Below are 12,026 nucleotides of genomic sequence, written 5' to 3' on the forward strand. Positions count from 1 at the left end.
CTCGTGGCGGGTGGGGCAACGAAAAACGCCCCGCGTAGGCGGGGCGTCCAATCGGGTCAGCGCTGGCTGGTGGCCCTGACGTGAGTCAGGAATTCCTCCGGAGGCTGGTAGCCCACCACCCAGTGCTCGCGGACCCGCTCGCCCTGGTCATCCCAGAAAATGATGCCCGGCGGGCCGTAGAGGTCGAAGCGCTTCAGCAGGGCCTTGTGCTCCTGATTGTTGGCGGTGACATCCGCCTGCAGGACCAGAAAGCCGTCGAGTGCCTCGATGACGCGCGGGTCGCTGAAGGTGTTGTGCTCCATCTCCTTGCAGGAGATGCACCAGTCGGCGTAGAAGTCGAGCATTACCGGCTGGCCGGCGGCCTTCGCCTGGGCCAGTGCCTGGTCGAGCTCGGCCTCGTTGTCGATCTGGCGGAAGGTCAGCTCGGCCTGCGCGCTCGAGCCGCCGCCGATCGACAGGCCGGCGAGCGGGGCAAGCACGGTGCCCTTGCCGCCACCGGCGACACCGATCAGGACCAGTACGCCCCAGAGGAGCAGGACCAGCCCAAGTGACTTCCACAGGCGCAGCCAGCCGGAGGCGCCTTCCCTGAGCGATTCGGTCGCCCCCATGTAGACCGCCGAGGCGATCAGAAGCACGGCCCACATCAGCTGGGTCACCGCCGCCGGCAGGAAGCGCTCCAGCATCCAGACGGCCACGCCCAGCAGCAGGACGCCGAAGACGGCCTTGACGGCATCCATCCAGCCGCCGGCCTTGGGCAGGTATTTGCCGCCGACGGTGCCCACGAGGATCAGCGGCAGGCCCATGCCGATCGAGAGCGCGAACAGCGCCAGGCCGCCGATCACGGCATCGCCGGTCTGGCCGATGTAGATCAGGGCGCCGGCCAGCGGCGGGGCCATGCAGGGGCCGACGATCAGCGCCGAGAGGAAGCCCATTACCGCCACCCCGGTGAGGGTGCCGCCCTGCTGGCGGTTCTGCGCCTGCATGATGCGAGACTGGATCGACGAGGGCAGCTGCAGTTCGTAGAAGCCGAACATCGACAGGGCCAGCGCGACGAAGATCGCGGCGAAGGCGGTCAGGACCCACGGGTCCTGGAAGGCCGCCTGCAGGTTGGCGCCGAACAGGCCGGCGAGCACACCGGCGACGGTGTAGGTCAGCGCCATGGCCAGCACGTAGACCAGCGAGAGGACGAAGGCCTTGCGCGTGGTCAGGTGCTCGCCCTGGCCGGCGATGATGCCCGACAGGATCGGGATCATCGGGAACACGCAGGGCGTGAAGGCCAGCAGCAGGCCGAAGACCAGGAAGCCCAGCACGATCGCCCAGGGCGTGCCCTCGATCAGACGCTGGGTGATCAGGTCGGTTTCCGAGCCGCCGCTTGCGGGCACCGCAGCCTCGCCGCTGTCCGTCGGGGTTGCCGTGTCGTCGGCGGTGCCGGTCGTCGCCAGTTGCGGCAGGTCCTCGACGGCGGTCGGTTCGCCAATGCCGTCCGGGACCGCGTCGAGGCGCTCGGCGGTGCCCGCGGTCGGGTCGATGCGCCAGGCCTTCTCCATCGGCGGGTAGCAAAGGCCCATGTCGGCGCAGCCCTGATAGCCGATCACCAGCGTGTAGGGGGCGTCGGCCTCGACGTTCAGGCGGCTGTCGAGCTGGTCGTGGAATACCCAGACGGTGCCGAAGTTGGGGTCGTCCTTGCGCTCGCCCTCGGCCAGCTCGGCGCCCGTGATGGTGGCGCCGTCACTGACCGCGGCCTTGAGCCGGCCGCGGTAGAGGTAGTACTCGGGCACGATGTCGAAACGGACGAACACCGCACTCCCATCGGCGGTGACCTCCGGGCGGAACGCCTTTTCCGGGTCGAGTGGCTCGTTGCTGCCACCCAGACCGCCGAAGCCGCCGAGACTGATTCCGCCGTCCCGATCGGCGGCGCTTGCCGGCGTGGAGGCAGCCGCGCTGGCCAGCTTGACGGTCAGCTCGCGGGTTTCCGGCGGATAGCAGACGCCGTGGATGTCCGAGCAGCCCTGGTATTCCACCGTGACGGTTGCCTCGCCGCCCTGGGTGACCGGGACGGTGGCGGAAAAGTCCTGCTTGTAGACCGGTGTCTTGCCGAAGACGGGGTCGTCGTCGATGACCGCCTCGGGGAGGGCCGGCTCGCCCAGGGTGATGCCGTCGCCGCCGCGGATCGCGAGCTTGTCCTGATAGAGGTGATACCCCTCGGTGACCCGGAAATCGAGTCGGATGTCACCGTCGTCGGCGCTGGCCTCGACGCCGAAGGCCTCGTCGGCCGACAGCAGTTCCGGCTGGGCGATGGCCGTGGCCTGCCAGAGCAGGGTGAAGGCTGCGAACAGGAGGGCGGCGAGGCGCGCCGGGGAGGCGATCATTGAGCGGCTTGAACGCATTGTTGGACCCATTCTGAATAGGACTGGCTGCTTTCGGCAGAAAGGATGACCACTTCGGGGCAGTCATAGGGGTGGTAGCGCTCGATGGCGTCCTTGAGATCATCGATGCGCTCGAGACTGGTCTTCATGTGGAGCTGGTATTCCTCGTCGTGACACAGCTCGCCCTGCCAGTGATAGGAAGAGCGGACCGGGCCGACCTGGTTGACGCAGGCGATCAGCCCGTCGGCCAGCAGTCGTGCGCTGAGCTCGTCGGCGGCGCGCGGGTCGTCCAGCGTGGTGATCACCAGTGCTATTGTGCTTTGCTCGATCGTCATTACTGTCTGTCGGGCGGGAGGTGAAGTCGCGAGCACCTTTTGTGTTGCTCGCGCGTTGTTTAGTTCCGCCGAGAGACTAGCGCTCTGATCGTTAGTCGGCAAACAAATCCATTCTCAACAAGAGTCGCCATGCGAAAACTGTCCGGATTCATCCTGTTCCTGCCGCTGGTCGAGCTGGTGCTGCTGATCGCGATGGGCGCCGCCATGGGCTTTCTCGCCACGCTGCTGTGGATCGTGGCCACCGGCATCTGGGGTGCATGGCTGATGCGAACAGCCGGGCCCAATGCCATGGCGCGCGCGCAGCGCGAGATGGCCGAGACCGGCCGGGGCGAGATCGACAGTCTGGGCGTGGCGGCGAATTTCGTCGGCGGGCTGATGCTGCTGTTGCCGGGGCCCATGACCGACGTGCTGGGCCTGGTGCTGGTGACGCCGTTTTTGCGGCGGCTGGCATTCGGTGCCTGGCTGGCCGGCCGGCTGCAGCAGGTGGTGGTCGAGCGCGGTGGTTTCGGCCCGGGGGGTGGCCCGGGCCGCGGACCGTTCGGCCCGGATGGCCCCGGTGGCGACGGTCATGTCTACGACGCCGATCCCGACGACATCACTCGCCGTGATCCGCGCACCTCGAGGCACCTCGACCACGACGACCGTGACTGATTCCTAGCTCTCGGCCAGGATCCTTTTCGCGAGGGTCCGGCCATTCTCCAGGCAATCCCCCACCGCAATGCCGCCGCGCCAGTTACCGATCAGCGACAGCTGCGGGTGGTGGGCCAGTGCCTGATCCAGCCGCTGGATGCGTGCCTCGTGCCCCAGTTCGTACTGCGGGATCGCCTTCGGCCAGCGGCTGACACGCTGCCAGACCGGCTCGCCCTCGATGCCGAGCAGGTCGCCCAGATCCCGGCATACCTGCCGCACCAGTTCGCCATCCGTCATTTCCGTCGCCTCGGGGTCCTGTCGCCCGCCGATGAAGGCGGTGATCAGCTTGTGGCCCGCCGGCGCGCGATGCGGGAACAGGGTCGAGGAAAACAGCGCGCCCAGCGTGCGGCGGTTCTGGTTGCGCGGCACGAGTACGCCGAAGCCGTCCAGGGCATGGGCCAGCATGCCGGTGGGGAAGCCCAGCGCGACCGAGGCGACCGGCGGGTAGACGATCTCGTCGAGCGGCTCGGCCAGCAGTGCGTCGAGCGGGCGCAGCAGTTCGGCACTGACGTGCGCGGGGGTGGCCAGCACCAGATGGCGTGCCTGCCAGTGCTGCCCCTCGGCATCGGTCGCCTTCCAGCCGTCGGCAGACGGGCTGACTGACTCGATCCGCCGACCGCGGACGATCTCGCCCCCGGACGAGGCTTCGATGCGCTCGGTGAGTCGGTCGGTCAGGGTCTGGATGCCGTCGGGGAAGCTCACCAGCTTGCCGCGCCATTCGCGCGGCACTGTCTCGGTGCCTTCGCGGCGGCGTCGCCGGGCGGCCTTCATGGCGGCGATCCCGCCGCGTACGAGTGAGCCATGCTCGCGTTCCATGGCGGCGAGCTTGGGCATGGCGGCCTGCACGGACAGGCGTGCGGGATCGCCGGCGTAGACACCCGAGACGAACGGGTCGACCAGGTTGTCGAGCACGTGGCGGCCGAGTCGCCGCTGGATGAAATCCGCCAGGCTCTCTTCGTGCTGGCCGCGACGCACCCAGGGTTCGCGCAGCAGACGCCCCCACGTGCCCGGACCGAGCAGCGGGTTGAACGGTGCGCTCAGCGGATTGGTGGGCAGGGAGATCAGCTGCTTGCCCTGGGCAATGTAGCGCTTTTTCCCGGCCTCGCCGGCAAAGATGGCCTCGTCGGTCAGGTCGAGCTCCTGCAGGAGCTCGAACAGCGCCGGCTTGACCATGAGCGTGTTGGGGCCGATCTCGATCTGCCAGTCGCCGTCGCGGTGCGTGCGGATATTGCCGCCGGGCTGGTCGCCGGCCTCGAGGACGGTCACCCGCTTGCCTTCGCGGGCCAGGGCGAAGGCGGTGGCCAGTCCGCTGGCGCCGGCGCCGACTACCAGTGTGTCCGTGGAGTGCGTCCCGGTGGATTCGGGCTGGTCGCTTGCTGTCATGGCATCTCGTGGCATGGCCGTGGTGGGGAATGCTATGTCTGTTTGCGGGGTCGAGTGTACTCTACCGGTTCGCTCATTTTCGGCAGTCGGACTGTCAGGGACGTTATGGACGAATCACACGCCGTTGGTGGGACCTCCGACCCGCGTGGACAACGCCGCGCGGTCGTGCTGGGCGGGACCGGCTTTGTCGGCCGTCACCTGGTCCAGAGGCTTTCCAATATGGGCTGGGAGATCGTGGTGCCGAGTCGCCATGCCGCTCGTCACCGCGACATGGGCTTGTGGCCGAGCGTGGTGCTGGTCGACATGAACGGACCGGCCCAGTCGGACCTTGCCACCCACCGCGAGGCGCCGGAGCTGGCTGAACTGCTCGAAGGGGCCGACCTGCTGGTCAATCTGGTCGGCATCCTCAACGAGAGCGGGAATGACGGCCAGGGGTTCAAACGCGTCCACATCAAGCTTGCCAAGGCAGCCCTGCGCGCGGCGGCCGACGCCGGCGTGCCGCGCTACCTGCACATGAGCGCGCTGGGTGCCGACGAGGACGACGGTGCCAGTCACTACCAGCGGACCAAGGGCAAGGCGGAGAACTGGGTGCACCGTTTCGGCCGTAAGCACGATATCGCGGTGACCAGCTTCCGCCCGTCTGTGATTTTCGGCCCGGGCGACTCGTTCCTCAATCGCTTCGCCGGCCTGGCGAGGCTGATGCCGGGCGTCTTCCCGCTGGCCTGCGCGGGCGCCCGTTTCTCGCCGGTATACGTCGGCGATGTTACCCGCCGCTACGTCGAGGCGATCGATGATCCGGCCACGTTCGGCGAGCGCTACGACCTCTGTGGCCCACACGACTACTCGCTGGGTGAGCTGGCCAGCTACGCGGCTTCGACCAGCGGTCACCCGCGCTGGGTGATCGGTCTGCCCGGCTGGCTGTCGCGACTGCAGGCGCGCGTGATGGAGTGGCTGCCCGGCAAGCCCTTCAGTCGCGACAATCTCGCCTCGCTGCAGCGGCCCAATATCTGCGAGCCCGACTGCCGGCGCGAACCCAGCCGCCTCGAGGACATCGCGCCGGGCTATCTCTCCACGGACGCCTGATCGGCGCGGTGGTAGGATAGGCGCTCCCGACCGGCCCCGGATGACCGGGCCGACGGGATGCCATCCGTCTGATGTCTGAATCGAGGTCCCCCGTGGAATCGGAAACCCCCACTCCTCCCGAGAGGCGTTCGAGCAACGCCGAGCACTATTTCGAGCACTTCCTGTTCGGCAGCCGCTGGATCATGGCGCCGGTCTACCTGGGGCTGGTCGGCGCGATGCTGATCCTGCTGGTGAAGTTCGGCTCCGAACTCTGGCATCTGCTCAGCCATGCCTTCTCGCTGAGCGAGTCGGAGATCATCATCGGCGTGCTGACGCTGGTGGACGTGGCGCTGATCATGAACCTGCTGATCATCATCATCTTCTCGGGCTACGAGAATTTCGTCTCGAAGATGGAGGACCTGCACAGCCACCACGACCGCCCGGAGTGGATGGGCCACATCGGCTTCACCGATCTCAAGATCAAGGTGATCGGCTCGATCGTCGCCATCTCGGGTATCGAGCTGTTGAAGTCGTTCATGAACGTCGAGAACCTCACCAACCGCGACATGGCCTGGATGGTGGGCATCCACCTGACGTTCGTCGTCTCCGGCGTGCTCTACGCCGTGATGGACCGGCTGCAGGGCAAGGGGCACTGACCGCTCGCGTCCTGTGCCGAACAGAAAACCCCGCCGGATGGCGGGGTTTTTTCGTCAGGGCGGCGTATGCCGTGGCTCGTCACCAGCGCAACAGCCGCGGTCCCAGCCAGGCACCCAGGACCGTGGGGATGCTCACGCCGAGCAGGTACCACAGGGCGATGAACGGCGCGGCCATTTCCGGGCAGTGCAACGAGTAGACCAGGGCGGCGAACGAGCCGGCGAACAGCCCGGCGGCGGCACCGGCCAGACGCAGCCGGGTCGGCGCCATGCCGCGCATGGCCCACAGGGTGCTCGCCAATAACGGCGCGGACAGCAGGGCGATCAGGAAGGCGCAGCTGCTCCAGGTTTCGCCCAGGAGCAGGGTGGCGCGCTGCGCTGGCGTCGCCTGACTGAGCGAGGCGATCGCCAGCAGCCACAGCAGCAGCACCGGCATGGCGGTGGTCGAGGGCGGCAGCCGTCCCAAGCGCACGCCCGGGCGGCCCAGTCGCCAGGTGGCAACGAGGCCCGCGACGATCAGCAGGCCGGCAAAGCCGACCTTGACCCAGAACATCGGGTCCGTGACCACCCGGGGGAGGTCGGAGCGGACACCGAGCAGCCCCAGCATCAGCATCACGCTTGCCAGCAGGCCGGTGGCGGTGGCCAATGCCAGCCGGGTCGGTAGCGCGCGGCGCGGCACGGCCACGTCGCCGGTTGAGAGTAGTGATACCAGTTCGTCGGTCTTCATGCGGTTTCCCCTGGGGTTGCCTATCCCTGGATCAGTCGGGTCAGTGCCTTGAGCCCGCGGTGGACGCCCACCTTGACGGCCGATTCGGACATGCCGGTGCGTTGGGCCGTCTCGGCCACCGACATCCCCTCCAGCTTCATGTGCCGGATTGCCACCTGCTGGCGGGGCGGCAATTGCGCCAGTAGCTGGTCCAGATCCCGTCCCGCCATCTCGTCGTGCTCGGGGGCACAGGGCTCCCGGGCGGTGTCCTCGTCCAGCGAGTCGGTGCGCTGCTCGCGCCGGTTTCGTCGCCGTAACAGGTCCGCGAGCTTGTAGCGGGCGATTGCGTAGCACCAGGCGGTGACCGGCAGGTCCGGGTCGTAGGTCTGGCGCTTGGCGTGGATTGCCAGCAGCGACTCCTGCACCAGGTCTTCCACCTCGTCCGGCAGGCTACCCAGCCGGCGACGAAAGTAGATCCGCAGCAGGTCGCCGGTGGCCTGCAGGAAGGCGCGGTAGGCACGAGCATCCCCGGACAGCCCGTCCAGCAGGTGCCCTCGCAGCTCTTCCTCGCTCATTTGCCGTCCACCATGCCCATTCATTCGCCCGCACCATGGGTTTGGTTACACGCCTTTCGGTCAGACAACCATTGTAGGCCGGCCCGTGGCTAGGCGAGACGAGGTCCATCGAGGGGCGGTGTAACCAAACGTCGCCCGGCGGCGAATGAAAGGGTAAGCCCATCGCGGTGAAGGGTCGGGCATTGTTCGGTCACCGCGTTCAGAGGAGGTCGCCCATGGATGCATCGCGCGTCTCGGCCGGATCGATCCGGCCCGGCAAGGTCGAGCGTCGCCCGCCGCCGGTACATCCGTTGTGGCTGCGGCTGACCCACTGGCTCAATGCGCTGGCGGTGGTGCTGATGGTCATGAGCGGCTGGCGCATCTACAACGCCTCGCCGCTGTTCGACTTCCGCTTTCCCGACGAGATCACGCTGGGTGGCTGGCTGGCCGGCGCCATCCTGTGGCACTTCGCGGCCATGTGGCTGCTGGTGGCGAACGGGCTGATCTATCTCGCCGTCAACACGGGCACCGGCCGGCTGTGGCACCGCTTCTTCCCGATCTCGCCGCGCGGGTTCGCCACCGATCTGAAGGCCGCCTTTCATGGCCGGCTGTCGCATGCCGATCCGCGCCGATACAACACGGTGCAGCGGGCGGCCTATCTGTTCGTGATTCTCGACCTGGTGCTGCTGGTGGTCTCCGGGCTGGTGCTGTGGAAATCGGTGCAGTTCCCGCTGCTTCGCGAGCTGATGGGGGGCTACGAGGCGGCGCGCTACGTGCACTTTTTCACCATGGCCGCGCTGGTCGGTTTCGTGGTGATTCACGTGGCGATGGCGCTGCTGGTGCCGAGTTCGCTCTGGCGCATGATCCGTGGCCGATAAGGGAGGAGCCGGCATGAACGACCGACAGACACGAATGCGCCGGGCACGGACCGGCCCGGAGCAACCGGAACGGCGACGTTTCCTGCGCAGCTCGCTGGCGCTGGGTGCGTTGCCGCTGCTCGGCGGGTGCTCGATCAGCGATGAGCCGCTGGTGGAAAAGGCCCTGCTGCAGACCTCGCGTTTCAACGACCTCGTCCAGGCCTGGTTGTTCGACCCCGAGCAACTTGCACCGACCTATCCCGAGTCGATGATTACCCGGCCGTTTCCGTTCAACGCTTACTACCGCCTGCACGAGGTGCCGCAGATCGACGGCGAGCGCTTCCGGTTGCAGGTGGGAGGACTGGTCGCCGACCAGCGCCCGTGGTCACTGGCCGACCTGCGCGCCATGCCGCAGACCGACCAGGTGACCCGGCTGATCTGCGTCGAGGGCTGGAGCGCGATCGGCAAGTGGGGCGGGGTGCGCTTCTCGGACTTCCTGGAACGCATCGGTGCCGATCTGGAGGCCAAGTATGTCGGCTTCCGTTGCGGCGATGGCTACTACACCAGCATCGACATGCCGACCGCGCTGCACCCGCAGACGCTGCTGGCACTGACTTTCGACGGGCAGACGTTACCTGCCCGCTACGGCTTTCCCCTGAAGCTGCGCATGCCGACCAAGCTTGGCTACAAGAACCCCAAGCACGTCGAGGCGCTCTTCGTCACCAACACGTACCCCGGCGGCTACTGGGAGGACCGGGGCTACAACTGGTTCGGCGGCAGCTGAGCATCCGGCTCGGCTGCGCTGAGGCATGGCATTTCCGCCATGCGCCATTGAGCAATCGACAAAGAGGGTATTCCCATGAAGACGATGACTGTATCGATGATCTGTGCCGGCCTGATGACCATGGGCAGCGCCGCCATCGCGGCCGAGTCCATGCCACACGACGTCTACACCACCCTGGCCATGTCCCACGAGGATGGCGAAATGGGCGAGATGGGCCACGACGAGATGGGTGGCGGCGAGATGTCCCGCGAGGAAATGGGCGACGAGATGTCCGGCGGTGAAATGGGCCAGGGCGAAATGGGCGACGATGCAATGGACGACGAGATGGAGCGTGATGGCATGGACGGTGGCGAAATGGGCCACGACGAGATGGGTGACGGCATGGGCGAGTAAGCCCGCCGTCGCGCCGGAGAAGCCCGTCGGGATCGATCACGGTCCGGTGGGCTTTTTTTTCAGGCATAAAAAACCCCGCCGAAGCGGGGTTTTCTCGGTGCGGTCTCCGACCGTGGTCGGAGATGTCGCCCGTTTCTTACATCATGCCGGGCATGCCGCCCATGCCGCTCATGTCGGCCGGGGGCGCGCCGCCGTCGTCCTTGCTCGGAATCTCTGCGATCATGCACTCGGTGGTGATCATCAGACCGGCGACCGAGGCGGCGTTCTGCAGGGCGGAACGGGTGACCTTGGTCGGGTCCAGGATGCCCATCTCGACCATGTCGCCGTACTCGCCGTTGGAGGCGTTGTAGCCGTAGTTGCCGGAGCCCTGGCGTACGCCCTGGACGACGACCGACGGCTCGCCACCGGAGTTGGCGACGATGAAGCGCAGCGGGTCTTCCATGGCGCGCAGGGCGATGGAGATACCGGTCTGCTGGTCGACGTTCTCGCCCTTGAGCTCGCCGAGGCTGGTCAGCGCACGGATCAGGGCGACGCCGCCACCCGGGACGATGCCTTCCTCGACGGCGGCACGGGTTGCGTGCAGGGCGTCGTCGACGCGGTCCTTCTTCTCCTTCATCTCGACTTCGGTCGCGGCGCCGACCTTGATGACGGCAACGCCGCCGGCCAGCTTCGCGATACGCTCCTGGAGCTTCTCCTTGTCGTAGTCTGAGGAGGTGTTCTCGATCTGGGTGCGGATCTGCGCCACGCGATCGTCGATGTCTTCCTTGGTGCCCGAGCCGTTGATGATCGTGGTGTTCTCCTTGGAGACCACGACGCGCTTGGCGGTGCCCATGTCTTCCATGGTCGCCTTCTCGAGCGTCAGGCCGACTTCGTCGGAGATCACCTGGCCGCCGGTGACGATGGCCAGATCCTGCAGCATGGCCTTGCGGCGGTCACCGAAGCCCGGTGCCTTGACGGCCGCGACCTTGACGATGCCGCGCATGGCGTTGATGACCAGCGTGGCCAGGGCTTCGCCCTCGATGTCCTCGGCGATGATCAGCAGCGGCTTGTTGGCCTTGGCCGCGCCTTCCAGTGCCGGCAGCAGATCACGGATGTTCGAGATCTTCTTGTCGTGCATGAGGATGTACGGATCCTCGAGCTCGACCAGCATCTGCTTCTGGTTGTTGACGAAGTACGGCGAGAGGTAGCCACGGTCGAACTGCATGCCCTCGACCACGTCCAGCTCGTCCTCGAAGCCCGAGCCTTCCTCGACGGTGATGACGCCGTCCTTGCCCACGCGCTCCATGGCCTCGGCGATGATCTCGCCGACCTTCTTGTCGGAGTTCGCGGAGATGGTGGCAACCTGGGCGATCGCCTTGTTGTCGGTGCACGGCTTGGAGAGCTCCTTGAGCTCGGTAACCGCTGCCTCGACGGCACGGTCGATGCCGCGCTTGAGGTCCATCGGGTTCATGCCCGCAGCGACGGCCTTCACGCCTTCGCGCACGATGGCGGCGGCCAGAACGGTTGCGGTGGTGGTGCCGTCACCGGCGACGTCGGCGGTCTGGGAAGAGACTTCCTTGACCATCTGCGCGCCCATGTTCTCGAACTTGTCTTCCAGTTCGATTTCGCGGGCGACGGAGACGCCGTCCTTGGTCACGGCCGGTGCACCGAAGCTCTTCTCGATGACGACGTTACGACCCTTCGGGCCCAGGGTGACCTTGACCGCGTCGGCCAGGGTGTTGACGCCACGCAGCATGCGATCGCGGGCGCTGGTGGAAAAGCGAACTTCTTTGGCAGACATACTCGATATGCTCCTTGGATTATTCGGTTCCGATGGAAAGGCTTAGGACTTTCCGCGGGATTTAGTCTTCGATGACGGCGAGGATGTCGTCTTCGCCCATCATCAGCAGTTCTTCGTCTTCGACCTTCACCTTGGTGCCGGCGTACTGGCTGAACAGCACCTTGTCGCCGACCTTCACACCAATCTGGCGGACTTCGCCCTTGTCATTGGACTTGCCCGGGCCGGCGGCGACGATCTCGCCACGGTTGGGCTTCTCGGTGGCCGAGTCCGGCAGGACGATGCCAGCGGCGGTCTTGCGTTCTTCTTCTTCGCGCTTTACCAGCACACGATCATGCAAAGGACGGATTTTCATGCGGTTACTCCATGCGTTGACACAGAAAAAGGGGTTTCGACAAGTTTGATCGCGCCGGGTCGCTGTTAGCACTCGCCCGACTCGAGTGCCAATATTAGGAACGGCCCCGGT

Annotated in this window: 13 protein-coding genes; 6 read left to right on the forward strand and 7 right to left on the reverse strand. The window is 66.5% G+C overall.

Annotation, left to right across the window (positions count from 1 at the left end; all coding sequences use genetic code 11):
* Nucleotides 1–56 precede the first annotated feature (56 nt).
* Nucleotides 57–2,369 (reverse strand): protein-disulfide reductase DsbD, encoded by a 2,313-nt coding sequence (gene dsbD, locus AWR35_RS07965; RefSeq protein WP_058575420.1) that lies wholly within the window; start codon nt 2,367–2,369, stop codon nt 57–59.
* Nucleotides 2,366–2,701 (reverse strand): divalent-cation tolerance protein CutA, encoded by a 336-nt coding sequence (cutA, locus tag AWR35_RS07970; RefSeq protein WP_058575421.1) that lies wholly within the window; start codon nt 2,699–2,701, stop codon nt 2,366–2,368. Before cutA ends, dsbD begins: the two co-directional genes overlap by 4 nt.
* A gap of 129 nt (nt 2,702–2,830) precedes the next feature.
* Here cutA and AWR35_RS07975 point away from each other — a divergent pair, with 129 nt between their 5' ends.
* Nucleotides 2,831–3,352 (forward strand): FxsA family protein, encoded by a 522-nt coding sequence (locus tag AWR35_RS07975; protein WP_058575422.1) that lies wholly within the window; start codon nt 2,831–2,833, stop codon nt 3,350–3,352.
* A 3-nt stretch (nt 3,353–3,355) separates the two neighbouring features.
* On the opposite strand, the gene hemG is transcribed toward AWR35_RS07975, so the two are convergent.
* Complete coding sequence (gene hemG / locus AWR35_RS07980) at nt 3,356–4,774, reverse strand: protoporphyrinogen oxidase (RefSeq protein ID WP_066185119.1); 1,419 nt, start codon at nt 4,772–4,774, stop codon at nt 3,356–3,358.
* Nucleotides 4,775–4,879: 105 nt separating this feature from the next.
* Between hemG and AWR35_RS07985 the strand changes: the two genes are divergently transcribed.
* Together AWR35_RS07985 and AWR35_RS07990 are read left to right on the forward strand one after the other, a co-directional pair.
* A complete protein-coding gene (locus AWR35_RS07985) occupies nt 4,880–5,857 on the forward strand; it encodes a complex I NDUFA9 subunit family protein (RefSeq protein WP_058575424.1) in 978 nt (325 codons plus the stop codon).
* Nucleotides 5,858–5,949: 92 nt separating this feature from the next.
* Nucleotides 5,950–6,492, forward strand: coding sequence for a TIGR00645 family protein (locus AWR35_RS07990; protein WP_231723578.1), 543 nt, complete (start codon nt 5,950–5,952; stop codon nt 6,490–6,492).
* 79 nt (nt 6,493–6,571) lie between these two features.
* Here the strand turns inward: AWR35_RS07990 and AWR35_RS07995 are convergent, their stop codons facing one another.
* Together AWR35_RS07995 and AWR35_RS08000 are read right to left on the reverse strand one after the other, a co-directional pair.
* Nucleotides 6,572–7,216, reverse strand: coding sequence for a DUF1109 domain-containing protein (locus AWR35_RS07995; RefSeq protein WP_058575425.1), 645 nt, complete (start codon nt 7,214–7,216; stop codon nt 6,572–6,574).
* 20 nt (nt 7,217–7,236) lie between these two features.
* The gene (locus AWR35_RS08000; protein ID WP_231723579.1) at nt 7,237–7,770 is read right to left on the reverse strand and encodes a sigma-70 family RNA polymerase sigma factor; all 534 of its coding nucleotides are present in this window, start codon (nt 7,768–7,770) and stop codon (nt 7,237–7,239) included.
* 215 nt (nt 7,771–7,985) lie between these two features.
* Here AWR35_RS08000 and AWR35_RS08005 point away from each other — a divergent pair, with 215 nt between their 5' ends.
* The 3 genes from AWR35_RS08005 (at nt 7,986) to AWR35_RS08015 (ending at nt 9,783) form a co-directional block, all read left to right on the forward strand.
* Nucleotides 7,986–8,627 carry a cytochrome b/b6 domain-containing protein gene (locus AWR35_RS08005; RefSeq protein ID WP_058575427.1) on the forward strand — a complete coding sequence of 214 codons (642 nt, stop codon included), beginning with the start codon at nt 7,986–7,988 and terminating at the stop codon, nt 8,625–8,627.
* A gap of 13 nt (nt 8,628–8,640) precedes the next feature.
* On the forward strand, nt 8,641–9,390 hold the full coding sequence (locus AWR35_RS08010; RefSeq protein WP_058575428.1) for a molybdopterin-dependent oxidoreductase: 750 nt from the start codon (nt 8,641–8,643) through the stop codon (nt 9,388–9,390).
* A 75-nt stretch (nt 9,391–9,465) separates the two neighbouring features.
* On the forward strand, nt 9,466–9,783 hold the full coding sequence (locus tag AWR35_RS08015; RefSeq protein WP_058575429.1) for a hypothetical protein: 318 nt from the start codon (nt 9,466–9,468) through the stop codon (nt 9,781–9,783).
* Between the two features lie 136 nt (nt 9,784–9,919).
* On the opposite strand, the gene groL is transcribed toward AWR35_RS08015, so the two are convergent.
* Together groL and AWR35_RS08025 are read right to left on the reverse strand one after the other, a co-directional pair.
* Nucleotides 9,920–11,563, reverse strand: coding sequence for a chaperonin GroEL (gene groL, locus AWR35_RS08020; RefSeq protein WP_058575430.1), 1,644 nt, complete (start codon nt 11,561–11,563; stop codon nt 9,920–9,922).
* Between the two features lie 61 nt (nt 11,564–11,624).
* Entirely contained in the window at nt 11,625–11,915 is a 291-nt protein-coding gene (locus AWR35_RS08025; RefSeq protein WP_058575431.1) for a co-chaperone GroES, read from the reverse strand.
* Nucleotides 11,916–12,026: the final 111 nt, after the last annotated feature.

The organism is Guyparkeria sp. WRN-7 (genome assembly GCF_001641825.1).
Taxonomy (GTDB): Bacteria; Pseudomonadota; Gammaproteobacteria; order Halothiobacillales; family Halothiobacillaceae; genus Guyparkeria.

What these genes read in the sequence shown, in the direction of transcription:
- dsbD (WP_058575420.1), bottom strand. Translation starts at nt 2,369, where the DNA reads ATGATCGCCTCCCCGGCGCGCCTCGCCGCCCTCCTGTTCGCAGCCTTC.
- cutA (WP_058575421.1), bottom strand. Translation starts at nt 2,701, where the DNA reads ATGACGATCGAGCAAAGCACAATAGCACTGGTGATCACCACGCTGGAC.
- AWR35_RS07975 (WP_058575422.1), top strand. Translation starts at nt 2,831, where the DNA reads ATGCGAAAACTGTCCGGATTCATCCTGTTCCTGCCGCTGGTCGAGCTG.
- hemG (WP_066185119.1), bottom strand. Translation starts at nt 4,774, where the DNA reads ATGACAGCAAGCGACCAGCCCGAATCCACCGGGACGCACTCCACGGAC.
- AWR35_RS07985 (WP_058575424.1), top strand. Translation starts at nt 4,880, where the DNA reads ATGGACGAATCACACGCCGTTGGTGGGACCTCCGACCCGCGTGGACAA.
- AWR35_RS07995 (WP_058575425.1), bottom strand. Translation starts at nt 7,216, where the DNA reads ATGAAGACCGACGAACTGGTATCACTACTCTCAACCGGCGACGTGGCC.
- AWR35_RS08000 (WP_231723579.1), bottom strand. Translation starts at nt 7,770, where the DNA reads ATGAGCGAGGAAGAGCTGCGAGGGCACCTGCTGGACGGGCTGTCCGGG.
- AWR35_RS08005 (WP_058575427.1), top strand. Translation starts at nt 7,986, where the DNA reads ATGGATGCATCGCGCGTCTCGGCCGGATCGATCCGGCCCGGCAAGGTC.
- AWR35_RS08010 (WP_058575428.1), top strand. Translation starts at nt 8,641, where the DNA reads ATGAACGACCGACAGACACGAATGCGCCGGGCACGGACCGGCCCGGAG.
- AWR35_RS08015 (WP_058575429.1), top strand. Translation starts at nt 9,466, where the DNA reads ATGAAGACGATGACTGTATCGATGATCTGTGCCGGCCTGATGACCATG.
- groL (WP_058575430.1), bottom strand. Translation starts at nt 11,563, where the DNA reads ATGTCTGCCAAAGAAGTTCGCTTTTCCACCAGCGCCCGCGATCGCATG.
- AWR35_RS08025 (WP_058575431.1), bottom strand. Translation starts at nt 11,915, where the DNA reads ATGAAAATCCGTCCTTTGCATGATCGTGTGCTGGTAAAGCGCGAAGAA.